Below are 14,776 nucleotides of genomic sequence, written 5' to 3'. Positions count from 1 at the left end.
TCCGGCAGGACACACCGGAGCGACGCGGTTCAGGATCAGGCCTTGCTGCCGTCCAGGTAGCGCGCGTGCGCTTCGACCAGGATCTGCTTGGCTTCCGCCGCACCGCCCCAGCCGTCGAGCTTGACCCACTTGCCCTTTTCGAGGTCCTTGTAGTGCTCGAAGAAGTGGCCGATGCGCTCCAGCCAGTGGCTGGAGACCTGCTCGATGTCCTCCACGTGGGCATAGCCGCTGAAGATCTTGGCGACCGGCACGGCCAGGATCTTCTCGTCGCTGCCAGCCTCATCGCTCATCTTCAGCACGCCGACCGGGCGGCAGCGCACCACCGAGCCCGGCACCAGCGGCAGCGGCAGCACCACCAGCACGTCGGCCGGATCGCCGTCGCCGCACAGGGTGCTGGGCACGTAGCCGTAGTTGCACGGGTAGCGCATCGGGGTCGACAGGATGCGGTCGACGAAGATCGCGCCGGTTTCCTTGTCCACTTCGTACTTCACCGGCTCCGAGTCCTTCGGGATCTCGATGATGACGTTGATTTCTTCCGGCGGGTTCTTGCCGGGCGAGACGAGTTCCAGACCCATGGTCGTGCTCCAGGTGGGGATGTAGGCGGATAGCCCTCCATTTTATGCCTTTGCAGGCCGCTGTGCAGGTGGGGCGACCCCTACAGGCCGCTGCGCAGGTGGACGACCTGCGGCGCCCGCCTTGCCCGATGGGCCCGGAAGGCCGGCCGGCGCAGGCTGCTGGCTCGTTCCCTGGGAGATATCCGCCATGTCCTGGACAACCCGCTGCTGCGGCACGTTCCTGTTGTTCGCAACCCTGCCGGCGCTGGCACACGCCAGCCATGTCGACCTTGTCGACTACCCCTCGCCCCAAGCCAATCGGGACCGCTTCCACCGGTTGCAGGCGTCGCTGGTGCGCGAGTTCGACGGCATCTGCGCCGACACCTTCTGCGAAGGTGAGTACAGCAACTACCGGGTACTGACGTTCCGCTGCGCCGTTCAGGCCGACGCCGGTACCGTACGCCACTGCGCCTGGGGCATCGTGGCCAGCGAGCTGCAGGTCGAACCGGTCCGCGGCGAAGTGCAGGTGGACAATGCGCGCTGGATCTGCCCCGTCACCCTTGGGGAGGGGATTCCGGTGGAGGTGTTCCACGCGACGCTGGAGCAGGAGGAGGGCGCGTTCGAGCCCTTCCCGGGAACCGATGTGACGGTCTTCGACACACTGCCGACCTGCCTGGGGCGGCCGGGCAATGCCGGGAGGGCCGCCTGATGCGCGCGCTGAAGAGGGGTGTTCTTGCAGGCCTGATGGGGCTGGCCGGCGCGGCACACGCTGCGCCGGCCTATGTGGATGCACGCCTGTTCCCCAACCAGGCGGCTGGGTGGCAACGCTTCCTGGCGGTCGAACGGTCGCTGCGGCAGAGCTTTGACCACGTCTGCGGTGACACCTTCTGCGAAGGCGAATACAGCAATCTGCTGCCGATGCGGTTGCGCTGCTCGGTGCATGCGGCGAGCGGCGCCATCCAGAGCTGCATCTGGACCTTCGCCGGCAGCGCCACCGCGGTGGCTGATGATGGACGGATCGATGTCGACCTGCGCAGTTTCGCCTGTCCACTGCCCGTGGCGACGGGAACACGGCTTGAGGACTTCCTCCGTGCGCTGGAGCAGGCCGCGCCCGTCCGTGCGATCCATGTCACGCCGCCAGGCAGCCGCATTTCGATTCACGAGGGGCTGATCGGTTGCCTGTGATTCTCTCAAATGAGAACGTGACTGATTCGCATTGACGGTGTAGCATGCGCGGCGCCCTCCCGTCGTACCGGCTCCGCGCATGCCATCCAATGCCGCCACCCTCACCGAACTGCTGATCCGAGAGCGGCCGGCGCTGCTGCGCCGGGTGCAGCGCATCCTGGGGGGCGACCCGGGTGCGGAGGACGTGATCCAGGCTGTCTGGTTCAAGGCCCGCGGGGTGGGCAACGCCCCGTTGATAGACAATCCCAGGGCCTATCTGTACCGCCTGGCAGCCAACCTGGCGACCGATCATGGACGCGAGTCGACGCGCCGCAACCGCCTGTTGGCCGATCACTACCTGTGGGGACCGGACGAGGCTACGTCCACGTCCACCGAAGAGCAGGTGATGGCGCAGGATGAGCTGCAGCGTGTCCTCGATGCGGCCAGCCACCTGCCGGAGCCGACCCGCGCCATCTTCCGCCTCAATCGGCTGCAGGGCCTGACCCAGGCCGAGATCGCGCGTCGCCTTGGCGTGTCGGTCACCACCGTGGAGAACCACATCCGCGCCGCGTTGCAGCGCCTGGCCTGGGCCCGCAGCGGCCGCTGAGCGGACGCGCTTGGGGATGGGCCTGGTTCAAACGTCTTGATGGCTGGACTGTACCTGCGGTCCAGTTCCCTCTCCCCGCGCGTGAGTATTCCTGTCCGCCAGCCAATGAGCCCGCCGAACACTTCTTCTCCCGCCGCCTGCGAAGACGTCGTGGTCGAACAGGCCATGCGCTGGATCGCATGGCTGGCATCGGGCGACATCACCGATGCTGGCATGTGCGAATTCGAAGAGTGGCTGGCGCAACCGGGCCATCGCCACGCCTTCGAGCAGCAGCGCACGCTGTGGCGCAGCCTCGGCCCTCGACCGGCTGTCGCGTCTGCGGTGCGGCGCCGGCGTCAGCGGCTGCGCTGGATGACGGCTGCCGCTGCCGCCCTGGCGATGCTGATGGTCTGGCCCGAGGCGTCCCTGCGCCTGCAGGCGGACCACCGCAGCCGCCAGAGCGTCCAGCATGTGCAGTTGCCCGACGGCAGCCGTGCGGTGCTCGACGCGGACAGCGCGATCGCCGTGCACTTCGATGCGGGCACTCGGCGGGTCGATCTGCTGCGTGGCCGCGCCTGGTTCGAGGTGGTCGCCGATCCGCAGCGGCGCTTCAGCGTGGCCGCAGGCAACGGCGTGGTTGAAGACATCTCCACGGCATTCTCCGTGTCGCGGGTCGAGGAAGCGGTTGAAACCCAGGTCGGGCAGGGCAGGGTGCGCGTGGCCGCCCCGGCCGACAGTGGCTGGACCTATCTGCAGGCGGGGCAGCGTGCGCAGTACGGTTCCGCGTCCGGCGTCGTCCGCCTGAGCGATGTCGCTGCCGACAGCGTGGGTGCGTGGCGCCAGGGCGAACTGCTGCTGGAGCAGGCCAATGTTGCCGATGCAGTGCATCTGCTTGGTCGTTATCGTGCTGGTCCGACCTTCGTGCAGGGCGACCTTTCGACCTTGCCGGCCGTGAGCGCCGCACTGCGTATCGATCGCCCCGAACAGGCCCTGGATGCACTCGCGGAGACGACGGGGCTGAGGATCACCCGCCTGCCGATGGGTGTGGTCATCGTTCACAGATGACGCCGTGTCACGTGTGGAGACGTGATCGGCAGTGATCCCCCTTGGGGCTGTGGCGCTGCCGTTCGTCTTACTCCACGAACGTACCCGCAGCCGCCACGTACGTCGCCGTGTCCACGCGTGCCGTGGATGACGCCGCGCCTGCGGCTCCGCTTTCCTGACAGGTTTCTCCATGTTCGATTCCCCACGTCCGGGCCGCACTCCGCGCCCGTCCCGACTGTGTGTCGCACTGCTCGCCGCGGGTATTGCCGGCGCAGTAACGCCTGCGCTGGCCCAGGATACTGCCAACCCGCAGGCAGCCGCGCAGCGCTTCGACATTCCCGCGCAGCCGCTCGACAGCGCGTTGCGCAGCTACATGCGGCAGTCCGGCGTACAGGTGGTCTATCCGGCTGCGTTGGCCAGCGGCGTCACGTCGCAGGCGGTCAGCGGCCCGCTCACCGCAGACGAGGCGCTGGCGCGGCTGCTGCAGGGCAGTGGCATGGGCGTGCGCCGTGTCGGCGACGGTGCAGTGACACTGGCAGCGGCCGGCGCCCTGCAGGCGCAATCGCCGACCATCACCGGCCCGCTGCGTGTGGCCGGCGATCGCGTCGCTGAAGGCATCGACAGCGACGAGGCGCGCCTGCTCGACACCTATCGCAGCGTCGGCTCGACCACCACGCTGGATCGCACAACGCTGGAGCGCTTCCGTGGCACATCCAACGGCGACATCGTCAAGGGCGTGGCCGGGGTCACCGCCGGTGATCCGCGCGTGGGCAACGGTTTCGACGTGAACATCCGCGGCATCCAGGGCCAGAGCCGCGTGCCCGTCATCATCGATGGCGGGCAGTCCAGCATGGACACCTACCGAGGCTACGCCGGCCAGTCACAGCGCAGCTACCTTGATCCGGACCTGATCTCACGCCTGACCATCACCAAGGGCCCCAGCCTGCAGGCCAACGCGTCCGGCGGCATCGGCGGCGTGGTGGAGATGGAGACGCTGAACGTGGGTGACATCCTGCGCGAGGGCCGCGACGTCGGCGTCCGCGTGCGCGCTGGGTTGGCCAACGCCAGCGCCAACAGCGTGCCGGCTTACAGCGCGGTGCCCCGGACGGACCGCAGCGCCACCGGAAGCCAGTTCTTCAACGTTGCCGCCGCCGGGCACTGGGACCGCTTCGATCTGGTCGCGGCGTACGCCCACCGCGACAACGGCAACTACTTCTCCGGCAGGCACGGATACGATGACTTTCCGCAGACCCGGCGCACGCTGGCACCGTTGAATCCGCCGCGCACCGAAGTGTTCAACACCTCCTCGCGCTCGACGTCGGCCCTGCTCAAGGGCACCTGGCGCATCGACGATGCGCAGACCCTCGAAGCTGGCTATCGCCGCTATGAGGGCCGCGCCGGCGAGATCATGGCCTCGCAGATCATCCGCGTTGAGCGGGATCGCATCCCACAGTGGGATCCCGGCCACGTCGACATGGACAGCTACAGCCTGCGCTATCGCTTCGATCCAGACAGCGAACGGATCGATCTGCGCGTCAACGCCTGGTACACCGATGCTGACAGCGTGATGTACAACAGCCTGACCGGCATCACGCCGTGGTACTTCGACCGCCGTACCGAGTGGTACGACGCGCCGAGTTTCAGCGGCGATCCGGGCTACAAGGATGCCTACCGCAATCCGCTGCGACAGAAGCGCTTCGGCCTGGATGCCAGCAACACCTCGATCTTCGATACCCGTGCAGGCGTGTTCACGCTCGACTACGGCCTGTCCTACAGCGACGAGGACATCGCACCGGGCAGCTCCGCACCGATCAAGCAGGATGATCTGGTCAACAACCGTTTCCTGCGCAACGCTGAGCGCAAGGAGTACAGTGCGGTGGCGTCGCTGAAGTGGCAGCCCGACGAACACTGGGAGTTGATGGCCGGTGGCCGCTGGAACCGGGTGGACGTGCATGACCGCAATCGTCTGGCCACACCCGATGCCTATGAAGTGCAGGGACAGTACCGCTACACCGAGCTGCTGGATGGCAACCCGGCACTGCCCTCCTGGCGCGCCAAGCGCATCGCGCTGCTGAACTGGTATCCGGACGCCGATGGTGCGTTCACCCAGGCCTCGCTGTTGGCCTCGCCGTACAAGAAAGGCACGGTGGCTGACATCGGTGGCTGGAACTTCTACGACGCTGATGCACCGGAAGACCTGGAGGTGCCGGTCAGCTGGACCTGGTCGCAGCCGATCCGTCGCCGCGACAGTGCCTTCTCACCCACCGCCAGCGTGGCCTATCGCTTCAGCGAGGACACGATGGTCTACGTGAAGTACGCCGAGGGCACCAAGCTTCCGAGCCTGTTCGAGACGACACTGGGCCTGTTCACCGCTGCCAAACCCGTCGGAGAGCTGAAGCCGGAGCGCGCGCGCAGTTGGGAAATCGGTGCCAGCACCGTCCACCATGACCTGTTCACCGCCGGCGATCGCCTGGCGCTGAAGCTGGCGTACTTCGATACGCGCATTGATGACCTGATCACGCGTGACTACCGCACGCTGTCGGCCGGCCTGATCCGCAACGTCGACCAGTTCAAGGTCTCAGGCATGGAGTTCCAGTCCAGCTATGACAGCGGCAAGGTATTTGCCGACCTGTCCGCGCATTACTACTTCAAGGCCAAGACCTGCGCCCCGGACATCGCCGCCGAGCGCCGGGCGTACGGTGCACAGCGCAACAATGATGAACTGGCCAGTACGCCCAACTGCGTGGACGGTGGCTTCGAGGGTTCCTACACCAATACGCAGAACCCGCCGCGCTACATGGTGAACCTGACGGCTGGATCGCGCCTGTTCGACGAGCGCCTGACCTTCGGCACCCGGGTGATCCACAACGCCGGCCCGATCAGCAGACTGGACAAGGACTGGAATGTCGGCCTTTCGGCGATCCAGCAGCTGTACCGGCCCACCACCCTGGTGGATCTGTTCGCCAGCTGGCGCTTCAGCGACCAGCTGTCGGTGGAGGCGAATGTGGACAACGTGACGGATCGTTACTATCTCGATCCGCTCGCCCTGGGCGTGATGCCCGCCCCGGGCCGTACCGCGCGCCTTGCGTTCACCTGGAGGTACTGATTACCTGCGCAGAGCGCCTTCGGTGGGTGCGGACCTTGGTCCGCACCGCCTTGCCGCGACTGCGGGCTTACAGCCCGGTCGCTGCCTTCACCGCATCTTCGTGCAGCGACTCGTTCAATTCATCGACCACCGTGCTCCAGGCCGCATCGGCCTGCAGCGATTCGGCCAGGAACTGCCGCTGGCCATCGTTCCAGTAGGGCGCGTCGGCCACCGCCACGCCGGTAGCCAGCTGGTGGTCGCGGATGAAGCGGGCGATGCCCTCGGCGCTGGCATCCAGGCCCAGCTGCAGGAACAGGTTGGTCATGCGCGGTTCGGTGGTGATCATCATCGGTTCCCGGCGGGAAAGAGGGAGGGGCATTATCGACGCAAGCGGGCTTGGGGAAAGCCCTGCGCCACACGTCTACAGCAGGACCTCTCTCCCAGGTACCCTCCATGAACGCACATATCGCTCCTGAAGACAGCCGCAGCCTGCGCCTCAAGGCCGCCACGCGCGACAGCCACGGCGCACTGGACAAGCGCATCATGGCCGGTGACATCTTTGCCGATCTCGGCAGCTTCGCCCGCTTCCTGCGCGTGCAGTACCGCTTCCATCGCAGCATCGACCGGCTGTACGCCAGCCCGGCGCTGGACGCATTGCTGCCGGGGCTGGCCGGGCGTCGGCGTCTGCAGCAGGTGGCAGCTGATCTGCACGACCTGGGGCAGGATCTCCCCGGCGCGGACATGGCGCCGTTGGCAGGTGACCTGCCGTTGCCGGTGGCGCTGGGGTGGCTGTACGTGGCCGAAGGCTCCAACCTGGGGGGCACGGTGCTGTACAAGATGGCCGCGCGGCTTGGCCTGGACCAAGGGTTCGGTGCCCGCCACCTGGCTGCGCACCCGGATGGCGCGGCCCGCCACTGGCGGGAATTCACCGCCGCGTTGGATGCGGTGCCCCTGAGCGCCGCGCAGGAACAGCAGGTGATCGATGCCGCCGATGCCGCGTTCCGTAGCGTGCATGGCCACGTTGAAATCGAGTTCGGCTGATGCCCGGGCTCTGCCTGCGGGCGATGCGCTGATGCGCTGGCTGTGGTTCGCGCTGGGCTGGATGATGGTCGGGCTGGGGGTGATCGGCGCGTTGCTGCCGGTGATGCCCACCACCATCTTCCTGATCCTGGCGCTGGGCTGCTTCGCGCGCAGTTCGCCACGGTTCGAGCAACGGCTGCTGGCACATCCTCGCTACGGCCCGCCGCTGCGACTGTGGCGGGAACAGGGCGCGGTGTCGCGCCGGGGCAAGGCATTGGCCAGCGCTGGCATGGCGGTGGGGTTCGCCTTGTTCTGCTGGGGCGCACACCCTTCCTGGCGGCTGCTGCTGGGCGTGGGCCTGTTCTTCGCGGTCAGCGCCGGCTATGTGCTCAGCCGGCCGGCGCCACGGCTGGAGCCGCCCCAGAGTGTCGAACGTGGCGATGTCGGCGATCCGCGCCGCTGTGGGCGTCGCTGGAATCGCTGAGTCCGCGTGAGGGGGTGGGGGCCGGCCCCCCCCCCCCCCCCCCCCCCCCCCCAACCCCCCCCCCCCCCCCCCCCCCCCCCCCCCCCCCCCCACAACCCTCCCCCCCCCCCCCGCCCGCCCCCCCCCGCCCCCCCCGGCCCTGCTGCAAGGGTTGCATCCATGAGCACTGCTCCGTTCCCGCCCGTCCGCATCGGCCAGGGCTACGACGTCCACGCCTTTGGTGAGGGTGACCACATCATGCTGGGAGGCGTGCGCGTGCCGCACAGCCACGGTGTGCTCGCGCACAGCGATGGCGACGTGATCCTGCACGCGCTGTGTGACGCCATGCTCGGCGCGCTGGCGCTGGGCGACATCGGCCAGCACTTTCCGCCCAGCGATGATCGCTGGAAGGGGGCCGACAGCAGCGACTTCGTCCGCCACTGCGACGCTCTCCTGCGTGAGCGTGGCTGGTGCGTCGGCAACACCGATGTCACCGTGATCTGTGAACGACCGAAGGTCGGGCCGCATGCGCTGGCAATGCGTGAATGCATCGCGGCACTGTTGCAGCTGCCACTGGATGCGGTCAGCGTAAAGGCCACCACGTCGGAGAAGCTTGGCTTCACCGGTCGCGGTGAAGGCATCGCGGCACAGGCTGTGGTCCTGCTGGTGGCGGCATGATTCCGCTGCCGCTCGCGTTCGGTGCGCCGCTGCTGCAGGCGCGCATCCGCACCACGCCGGAGGATTTCCAGGTCGACGAGCTGCCGGCCTTTGAGGCCACGGGCGAGGGCGAGCATCTGCTGCTGCATGTCCGCAAGCGCGGTGCCAACACCGTGCATGTGGCCAAGGTGCTGGCCAAGTGGGCTGGCTTGCCGGAGATGGCGGTCAGCTATGCCGGGATGAAGGATCGCCACGCGGTCACCACCCAGCGCTTCAGTGTGCATCTGCCCAAGCGCGTCGCGCCGGATCTGGCGCTGCTGGCCAGCGATGATATCGAAGTGCTCGATGCAACCTGGCACAACCGCAAGCTGCAGCGTGGCGCGCTGGCCGGCAATCGTTTCAGGCTGGTGCTGCGCCAGGTACGCGGCGATGCGGTCGCAATCAGCGAACGCCTGCAGCAGATTGCCGATCGTGGTTTGCCGAACTGGTTCGGCGAGCAGCGTTTCGGCCGCGATGGCGGCAACGTTCCGGCAGCGCTGGCGATGTTCGGTGGCCGCCGCATGCGCAAGGACCAGCGCTCGCTGCTGCTGTCGGCTGCGCGTTCAGCACTGTTCAATCGCGTGCTTGCCGCACGCGTGGAGCAGGGTGTCTGGGACCAGCCGCTGGACGGTGAGGTGTGGATGCTGGATGGCAGCCGCAGCGTGTTTGGTCCGGAGCCTTACACCGATGCACTGGCAGCGCGGCTGGCCGGGTTCGATATCCATCCCAGCGCGCCGTTGTGGGGAGAGGGCGAGCTGCGCAGTACCGGCGCAGCCCGCGAGCTCGAACTGCGCGCGCTCGACGACGAGGAATCGAAGGCGCTGCGTGCCGGACTGGAAGAGGCACGGCTGAAGCAGGAGCGCCGCGCGTTGCGCCTGCGTCCTGCGCTGCTGCAGCACCAGTGGCTGGCGGAAGATGTGCTTGAGCTGTCGTTCGCGCTGCCGCCGGGCTGCTACGCCACCGCGGTCCTGCACGAGCTCGGACCGGTCGAGGACGCCGCGCAGTCCTGAGCGGATTGCATCAGCGCCGGGACAGCAGCACCAGTACGGCACCGGTTCCGCCCTGGCTGGTCGGCGCCGAATGGAAGGCAAGCACATCGTTGCGCAGGCGCAGCAGCCGGTCGACCAGATTCTTCAGGACCGGCGCACCACCGTCGGACTGCAGTCCCTTGCCGTGGATGATGCGCACGCAGCCATACTCATGTGCGTGCGCCTCCAGCAGGAACTGACGCAGCATGGCCTCGGCCTGCGCTGCGGTCGCGCCATGCAGATCCAGCTCGTCCTGCACCGAGTACTGGCCGCGCTTGAGACGCTGGAACAGCCGCGGCGGAAGGGCGTCGCGCCGGTAGCTGGCCACATCCCCGGCTTCCAGCGGTGCGCTGTCGCGCAACAGCCGGGCGAACTCGCCGGCGGCCTCGGCCTCGTCGCGTTCGGCCATGCGCGCGCGCGGCTTCGGCCGGGCAGCGGCCGGCGCGGGTTCGGCCTCTTTGCGCAGCGGCGTCACTTCGCCGATGGCCGCGCGGAAGAGCGCGGCAGGGTCTTCGTCTTCTGGATGCGACATGCGCACAGGGTAAACCGGTGAGGCGGGCCTGCCTATCGCAATGCGAGGCCAGTCGTGACCGCCGGCAGGGTAGGACCTGCGGCTCGCATGCGGCACAATAGACGATGCCCCTGCAGGGTCGTCGGCTTCCGCAGGGAAGCACGACGGTCCCGCCAACACCGCACGGTGACGGAATCGAATTCTTGGAAAATCAAGCGGTTAAATCGAAGATGCGAATTCTGGTCAGTAACGACGATGGCGTCGACGCCGCAGGTATCCGGATGCTTGCCTCGGTACTGCGTGACGCCGGCCACGAAGTGACGGTGGTCGCACCCGACCGCGATCGCTCAGGCGCCAGCAATTCACTGACCCTGGACCTGCCCATCCGGCTCAAGCGCATCGATCACTACACCGTGTCGGTGGCCGGCACGCCCACCGACTGCGTGCATCTGGCGCTGACCGGCCTGCTGGAGTTCGAACCCGACATTGTCGTGTCGGGCATCAACAACGCCGCCAACCTGGGTGACGACGTGATCTATTCCGGAACCGTCTCGGCGGCGATGGAGGGGCGCTTCCTCGGCCTGCCCGCGGTGGCGGTGTCCCTGGTGACCCGCAATCACGATCCCCGTCACTTCGAGACCGCGGCGCGTGCCGCCGTGGAAATCGTCGCCCGCCTCAAGGCCGACCCGCTGCCGGCGGACACCATCCTCAACGTCAACGTGCCCGACCTGCCGTGGACCGAGGTCAAGGGTTTCGAAGTCACCCGGCTGGGCAACCGCCATCGCGCCGAAGGCTGCATCCCGCAGAAGGATCCGCGCGGCAACGAGGTGTACTGGATCGGTCCGGCGGGCCGCGAGCAGGACTCCGGCCCCGGCACCGACTTCCACGCGGTGCGTACCGGGCATATCTCGATCACCCCGATCCAGGTGGATCTGACCCGCTATCAGGCGCTTGAGAAAGTGGCCAGCTGGGTCGGCGGTCTCAGCGCCGCGCTGGACCAGCCGGCATGAGCCCACGCCTTCGCCTGCAACCGGAAGCCGTCGGCATCGGCATGACGTCACAGCGCGTCCGCGATCGTCTGGTCGATCGCCTGCGCGAAGCCGGCATCGTCGACGAGTCCACGCTGAACGCGATCCGGGTGGTGCCCCGCCATCTGTTCATCGACGAGGCCCTGGCCTCGCGGGCCTATGAAGACACCGCGCTGCCGATCGGCCACGGCCAGACCATCTCGCAACCCTGGGTGGTGGCCCGGATGACCGAAGCGGTCGTGCAGGTGGCGCCCAAGCGGGTGCTGGAGGTGGGGACGGGCTCCGGCTACCAGGCCGCCGTGCTTGGTGCACTGGGTCTGGAGGTCTACACCGTGGAGCGCATCGGCGACCTGCTGCGGCAGGCCCGCAAGCGGTTCCGCGCACTCGGCATGAACATCCGCACCAAGCACGATGACGGCCGTGTCGGCTGGGCCGAGCACGGCCCGTTCGATGCCATCGTCGTCACAGCTGCGGCCCCGGCGCTGGTCGACGCACTGATCGAGCAGCTGGCCGAAGGTGGCCGGCTGGTGGCGCCGGTCGGCGGTGCCAGTGCACAGTCGCTGGTGCAGCTGGACCGCAGGGCCGACGGCAGCGTCGAACAGCGCGTGCTGGCACCGGTCACCTTCGTGCCGCTGCTGTCTGGCATGCTGGATTGAATCCACGGAGCAGGGTTGCATGAAGATTTTCGGACCGCTGTACGAGCGGGCGATGAAGTGGGCGGCGCACGAACGCGCGCCGACCTACCTGACGGTGCTGAGTTTTTTCGAGGCGATCATCTTTCCGGTGATGCCGGAAGTGATGCTGGCCCCGATGTGCGTGGCTCAACCCCGGCGCGGCTGGTGGTTCGCGACCCTCAGCCTGGCCGGTTCGATGGTCGGTGCCGTGGTCGGCTATGCGCTGGGTCACTTCGCATTCGAGGCGATCAAGCCGTTGTTCGAAGTGCTGGGCATGTTGCCGGCAATCGAACAGGGCATCACCACCGTGCAGGAGAAGATGGCCGAATCGCCGTGGGCGGTGTTCACGTTCCTGGTCCTGGGCGGCTTCATGCCCATCCCGATGAAGGTCTTCACGTGGGCATCGGGTATCGTCGGCGTACCGATGCCGCAGTACCTGCTGAGCATGCTGATCGGACGCGGCAAGCGCGTGTATGTGCTCGCTGCCGTGATCCGCATCGGTGGAGCGCGCGCCGAAGCGGCGCTGCGTCGCTGGATTGAACCGCTGGGCTGGATCGCCACCGCGTTGGTGGTGGTGCTGATCGCCTGGCTTGTATGGAGGTCGAAGTTCGCATGAGTGCTGATCGTCTGAGCAAGGGAGTGCGCGTCGGCGCGCTGGTGCTGCTGGTTTCCGGCCTGGCTGCCTGTGGCACTGCCACGGTGGTGCGGCCCAATGGCAGTGGTGGCGGGGCGGCGGTCACTACGCCCAAGACTTCGGTGGCCAAGCCGGGGCAGACCGTGGTCGTGCGCAAGGGCGACACGATCTACGCGCTGGCCCGCATCCACGACATCACCCCGGCCGATCTGATCGCGTGGAACAGCCTGGACAACCCGTCGACGATCTATCCGGGGCAGGTCATCCGCCTGTATCCGCCGGGGGCCAGCAGCGGCCGCGCACCGACCACCGTGGTCACCGCGCCGCGCAGCGGCGGCAGCACGGCACCGGCCACGGCACCGGCCGGTCCGGTGAAGAGCAACATCGCCTGGCGCTGGCCAGCCGATGGCGCGATCGTGGGCCGCTACGTGGCCGGCGACGCAACCAAGCAGGGCGTCGACATTGCCGGCACCAGCGGGCAGGCCGTCAAGGCCACCGCCAACGGTGTGGTGGTGTACTCGGGCGCCGGACTGGTCGGCTATGGCGAGCTGATCATCATCAAGCACAGCGACCAGTGGCTGTCGGCCTACGGCCACAACCGCAAGCGCCTGGTCAATGAGGGACAGAGCGTGAAGGCGGGTGAGCAGATTGCCGAGATGGGGCGCACCGGCGCGAATCGCGACATGCTGCACTTTGAAATCCGCTACAACGGCAAGCCGGTCGATCCGCAGCAGTACCTGCCAGCGCGCTAGCGCAGGCAGGTACGGTAGCGCCGGGCCATGCCCGGCGTACGTGCACCAAGGTAGCGCCGGGCCATGCCCGGCGGTGGTCCTCAACCTTCCAGGATGAACGCGGCCGCCACCTTGCGGCCTTCGCCGGCAAGGATGTTGAAGGTGCGCGCCGCGGCAGGGTTGTTCATCACTTCCAGGCCGATCCCGCGCGACAGGCAGGCGGCCATGACCGCAGCCGACGGAAACACCTGCCGCTCGCCGGTTCCCAGCACGATCAATGCAGGACTCAGTGCCAGCACCGGTTCCAGGTCGGCCACCGTCAGCGCCGCCGCATCGGCGACAGGCCAATGTTCGACCAGCTGGTCCGGCGTCAGCAGAAAGCTGCTGGCCAGCACCGTGTCATTGACCTTGGCCGAGCGGCCATCGGCAGCGCGCAGGCTGTAGGCGTAATCGGGCGGCTCGTGGTTCAGCTGCATGGCGGTAGCGCGATCAGCCGCGCGGCAGCACGATCTGGCGCTGCTCCCTGCTCGGGCGATACAGCACGGCAACGTGACCGATGCGCTGCACCAGCGCACTGTCGGTGGCTTCGACGATCTCGCCGATCATCGCGTCCCGGGCCTCGCGGTCCTCGGCTGCGACCTTGACCTTGACCAGCTCGTGGCGCTCCAGCACTTCGTTCAGCTCCGCGATGAAGGCCGGGGTCACTCCCTTGCCGCCGGTCTGCAGCAGGGCCTTCAGGTCGTGGGCTTGGCCGCGCAGGAAACGGGTCTGGGAGGCGGTCAGGGCGATGGACATGCAGGAAAAGACGGTTGAATGGGGGGATCAGGGTATCATGACGGCCCCATCAGCCCCTATTTCCAATGGCAACCCGCAGCAAAAGCAGCCAGCGCTGGCTCAAGGAACACTTCTCCGACCCCTTCGTGAAGAAGGCGCAGGCCGAAGGCATGCGCTCGCGGGCGGCCTACAAGCTTGAAGAGTTGCTTGAACGTGACCGCCTGCTGAAGCGGAACATGGTCGTGGTGGACCTCGGTGCCGCCCCTGGCGGATGGTCTCAGCAGGTTCGGAGACAGATGGGCGATACCGGCCGCGTGCTGGCGCTGGACATCCTGGAGATGCCGCCGCTGGCGGGTGTGGAGTTCCTTCACGGTGACTTCAGGGAAGAAGCCGTCCTATCTCAGTTTGAAGCCATGCTCGGGGACGAGCCGGTGGACCTTGTGCTGTCGGACATGGCCCCCAATAAAAGTGGCATGGACGCGGTCGACCAGCCGCGGATGATGCATCTGGCGGAGCTGGCGCTGGACTTCGCCGACAACCACCTGAAGACCGGCGGGGCGTTCCTGATCAAGCTGTTCCAGGGTGTGGGCTTTGACGACTACGTGCGTGAAATGCGCCGTCGCTACGACAAGGTCTCCATCCGCAAGCCGGAAGCGTCGCGCAAACGCTCTCCCGAGGTGTACGCCTTGGGTCAGGGCAAACGCGCCCACATGAAGTAAGCTCGCAACGTAAGTTTCAACCCCAACGCAACGCCCGCACTGAGAGGAACACCGGAGCCAATGAG

Annotated in this window: 19 protein-coding genes; 14 read left to right on the top strand and 5 right to left on the bottom strand. The window is 67.3% G+C overall.

Annotated features, from left to right (window positions below; genetic code table 11):
* Positions 1–35: 35 nt before the first annotated feature.
* Entirely contained in the window at positions 36–575 is a 540-nt protein-coding gene (ppa, locus tag ACVOME_RS05285) for an inorganic diphosphatase (RefSeq protein ID WP_283219384.1), read from the bottom strand.
* 187 nt (positions 576–762) lie between these two features.
* Here ppa and ACVOME_RS05280 point away from each other — a divergent pair, with 187 nt between their 5' ends.
* The 5 genes from ACVOME_RS05280 (at position 763) to ACVOME_RS05260 (ending at position 6,454) form a co-directional block, all read left to right on the top strand.
* Entirely contained in the window at positions 763–1,263 is a 501-nt protein-coding gene (locus ACVOME_RS05280) for a hypothetical protein (protein WP_193396835.1), read from the top strand.
* Positions 1,263–1,739: a hypothetical protein gene (locus ACVOME_RS05275; protein ID WP_111186799.1), complete on the top strand. Its 477-nt coding sequence runs from the start codon at positions 1,263–1,265 to the stop codon at positions 1,737–1,739. Before ACVOME_RS05280 ends, ACVOME_RS05275 begins: the two co-directional genes overlap by 1 nt.
* Positions 1,740–1,818: 79 nt before the next feature.
* Entirely contained in the window at positions 1,819–2,325 is a 507-nt protein-coding gene (locus ACVOME_RS05270; protein ID WP_053519189.1) for an RNA polymerase sigma factor, read from the top strand.
* A 105-nt stretch (positions 2,326–2,430) separates the two neighbouring features.
* On the top strand, positions 2,431–3,369 hold the full coding sequence (locus ACVOME_RS05265) for a FecR family protein (protein WP_481504806.1): 939 nt from the start codon (positions 2,431–2,433) through the stop codon (positions 3,367–3,369).
* 169 nt (positions 3,370–3,538) lie between these two features.
* Positions 3,539–6,454 (top strand): TonB-dependent receptor, encoded by a 2,916-nt coding sequence (locus ACVOME_RS05260; RefSeq protein WP_481504805.1) that lies wholly within the window; start codon positions 3,539–3,541, stop codon positions 6,452–6,454.
* A 67-nt stretch (positions 6,455–6,521) separates the two neighbouring features.
* Here ACVOME_RS05260 and ACVOME_RS05255 read toward each other — a convergent pair whose 3' ends face one another.
* A complete protein-coding gene (locus ACVOME_RS05255) occupies positions 6,522–6,779 on the bottom strand; it encodes a DUF2789 domain-containing protein (protein WP_053519195.1) in 258 nt (85 codons plus the stop codon).
* A gap of 107 nt (positions 6,780–6,886) precedes the next feature.
* Here ACVOME_RS05255 and ACVOME_RS05250 point away from each other — a divergent pair, with 107 nt between their 5' ends.
* The 4 genes from ACVOME_RS05250 (at position 6,887) to truD (ending at position 9,622) form a co-directional block, all read left to right on the top strand.
* Positions 6,887–7,474, top strand: a complete 588-nt coding sequence (locus ACVOME_RS05250; protein WP_065175093.1) for a biliverdin-producing heme oxygenase — start codon at positions 6,887–6,889, stop codon at positions 7,472–7,474.
* A gap of 31 nt (positions 7,475–7,505) precedes the next feature.
* On the top strand, positions 7,506–7,937 hold the full coding sequence (locus tag ACVOME_RS05245) for a YbaN family protein (RefSeq protein WP_065181703.1): 432 nt from the start codon (positions 7,506–7,508) through the stop codon (positions 7,935–7,937).
* Between the two features lie 159 nt (positions 7,938–8,096).
* Positions 8,097–8,594 carry a 2-C-methyl-D-erythritol 2,4-cyclodiphosphate synthase gene (ispF, locus tag ACVOME_RS05240; protein WP_074901199.1) on the top strand — a complete coding sequence of 166 codons (498 nt, stop codon included), beginning with the start codon at positions 8,097–8,099 and terminating at the stop codon, positions 8,592–8,594.
* On the top strand, positions 8,591–9,622 hold the full coding sequence (truD, locus tag ACVOME_RS05235) for a tRNA pseudouridine(13) synthase TruD (protein WP_164152232.1): 1,032 nt from the start codon (positions 8,591–8,593) through the stop codon (positions 9,620–9,622). The genes ispF and truD overlap by 4 nt, the downstream gene beginning before the upstream one ends.
* 10 nt (positions 9,623–9,632) lie before the next feature.
* Here truD and ACVOME_RS05230 read toward each other — a convergent pair whose 3' ends face one another.
* Positions 9,633–10,172 carry a Smr/MutS family protein gene (locus ACVOME_RS05230; RefSeq protein WP_065181254.1) on the bottom strand — a complete coding sequence of 180 codons (540 nt, stop codon included), beginning with the start codon at positions 10,170–10,172 and terminating at the stop codon, positions 9,633–9,635.
* A 209-nt stretch (positions 10,173–10,381) separates the two neighbouring features.
* Between ACVOME_RS05230 and surE the strand changes: the two genes are divergently transcribed.
* From surE to ACVOME_RS05210, 4 genes are read left to right on the top strand one after another with little or no spacing between them, the layout of a single operon-like run.
* Entirely contained in the window at positions 10,382–11,161 is a 780-nt protein-coding gene (gene surE, locus ACVOME_RS05225; protein ID WP_053519730.1) for a 5'/3'-nucleotidase SurE, read from the top strand.
* Positions 11,158–11,835 (top strand): protein-L-isoaspartate(D-aspartate) O-methyltransferase, encoded by a 678-nt coding sequence (locus ACVOME_RS05220; RefSeq protein ID WP_053519731.1) that lies wholly within the window; start codon positions 11,158–11,160, stop codon positions 11,833–11,835. Before surE ends, ACVOME_RS05220 begins: the two co-directional genes overlap by 4 nt.
* Positions 11,836–11,854: 19 nt before the next feature.
* A complete protein-coding gene (locus ACVOME_RS05215; RefSeq protein ID WP_053519732.1) occupies positions 11,855–12,469 on the top strand; it encodes a YqaA family protein in 615 nt (204 codons plus the stop codon).
* Complete coding sequence (locus ACVOME_RS05210) at positions 12,466–13,239, top strand: peptidoglycan DD-metalloendopeptidase family protein (protein WP_053519733.1); 774 nt, start codon at positions 12,466–12,468, stop codon at positions 13,237–13,239. The genes ACVOME_RS05215 and ACVOME_RS05210 overlap by 4 nt, the downstream gene beginning before the upstream one ends.
* An 80-nt stretch (positions 13,240–13,319) precedes the next feature.
* On the opposite strand, the gene ACVOME_RS05205 is transcribed toward ACVOME_RS05210, so the two are convergent.
* Positions 13,320–13,694, bottom strand: coding sequence for an Mth938-like domain-containing protein (locus ACVOME_RS05205; RefSeq protein ID WP_053519734.1), 375 nt, complete (start codon positions 13,692–13,694; stop codon positions 13,320–13,322).
* A gap of 13 nt (positions 13,695–13,707) precedes the next feature.
* Positions 13,708–14,013, bottom strand: a complete 306-nt coding sequence (gene yhbY / locus ACVOME_RS05200) for a ribosome assembly RNA-binding protein YhbY (protein ID WP_053519735.1) — start codon at positions 14,011–14,013, stop codon at positions 13,708–13,710.
* A 65-nt stretch (positions 14,014–14,078) separates the two neighbouring features.
* On the opposite strand from yhbY, the gene rlmE reads away from it, so the two are divergent.
* The gene (gene rlmE / locus ACVOME_RS05195; RefSeq protein WP_065181256.1) at positions 14,079–14,711 is read left to right on the top strand and encodes a 23S rRNA (uridine(2552)-2'-O)-methyltransferase RlmE; all 633 of its coding nucleotides are present in this window, start codon (positions 14,079–14,081) and stop codon (positions 14,709–14,711) included.
* The last annotated feature ends 65 nt before the right edge of the window (positions 14,712–14,776 follow it).

This window comes from Stenotrophomonas sp. STEN008, assembly GCF_056760435.1.
The sequence above is the reverse complement of the archived record's forward strand: the minus strand, read 5'-3'. Positions and strand labels throughout refer to the sequence as shown.

Bases quoted from the DNA above. Each gene is read 5' to 3' on its own strand.
- ppa (WP_283219384.1), bottom strand. From the start codon at position 575: ATGGGTCTGGAACTCGTCTCGCCCGGCAAGAACCCGCCGGAAGAAATC.
- ACVOME_RS05280 (WP_193396835.1), top strand. From the start codon at position 763: ATGTCCTGGACAACCCGCTGCTGCGGCACGTTCCTGTTGTTCGCAACC.
- ACVOME_RS05275 (WP_111186799.1), top strand. From the start codon at position 1,263: ATGCGCGCGCTGAAGAGGGGTGTTCTTGCAGGCCTGATGGGGCTGGCC.
- ACVOME_RS05270 (WP_053519189.1), top strand. From the start codon at position 1,819: ATGCCATCCAATGCCGCCACCCTCACCGAACTGCTGATCCGAGAGCGG.
- ACVOME_RS05265 (WP_481504806.1), top strand. From the start codon at position 2,431: ATGAGCCCGCCGAACACTTCTTCTCCCGCCGCCTGCGAAGACGTCGTG.
- ACVOME_RS05260 (WP_481504805.1), top strand. From the start codon at position 3,539: ATGTTCGATTCCCCACGTCCGGGCCGCACTCCGCGCCCGTCCCGACTG.
- ACVOME_RS05255 (WP_053519195.1), bottom strand. From the start codon at position 6,779: ATGATCACCACCGAACCGCGCATGACCAACCTGTTCCTGCAGCTGGGC.
- ACVOME_RS05250 (WP_065175093.1), top strand. From the start codon at position 6,887: ATGAACGCACATATCGCTCCTGAAGACAGCCGCAGCCTGCGCCTCAAG.
- ACVOME_RS05245 (WP_065181703.1), top strand. From the start codon at position 7,506: ATGCGCTGGCTGTGGTTCGCGCTGGGCTGGATGATGGTCGGGCTGGGG.
- ispF (WP_074901199.1), top strand. From the start codon at position 8,097: ATGAGCACTGCTCCGTTCCCGCCCGTCCGCATCGGCCAGGGCTACGAC.
- truD (WP_164152232.1), top strand. From the start codon at position 8,591: ATGATTCCGCTGCCGCTCGCGTTCGGTGCGCCGCTGCTGCAGGCGCGC.
- ACVOME_RS05230 (WP_065181254.1), bottom strand. From the start codon at position 10,172: ATGTCGCATCCAGAAGACGAAGACCCTGCCGCGCTCTTCCGCGCGGCC.
- surE (WP_053519730.1), top strand. From the start codon at position 10,382: ATGCGAATTCTGGTCAGTAACGACGATGGCGTCGACGCCGCAGGTATC.
- ACVOME_RS05220 (WP_053519731.1), top strand. From the start codon at position 11,158: ATGAGCCCACGCCTTCGCCTGCAACCGGAAGCCGTCGGCATCGGCATG.
- ACVOME_RS05215 (WP_053519732.1), top strand. From the start codon at position 11,855: ATGAAGATTTTCGGACCGCTGTACGAGCGGGCGATGAAGTGGGCGGCG.
- ACVOME_RS05210 (WP_053519733.1), top strand. From the start codon at position 12,466: ATGAGTGCTGATCGTCTGAGCAAGGGAGTGCGCGTCGGCGCGCTGGTG.
- ACVOME_RS05205 (WP_053519734.1), bottom strand. From the start codon at position 13,694: ATGCAGCTGAACCACGAGCCGCCCGATTACGCCTACAGCCTGCGCGCT.
- yhbY (WP_053519735.1), bottom strand. From the start codon at position 14,013: ATGTCCATCGCCCTGACCGCCTCCCAGACCCGTTTCCTGCGCGGCCAA.
- rlmE (WP_065181256.1), top strand. From the start codon at position 14,079: ATGGCAACCCGCAGCAAAAGCAGCCAGCGCTGGCTCAAGGAACACTTC.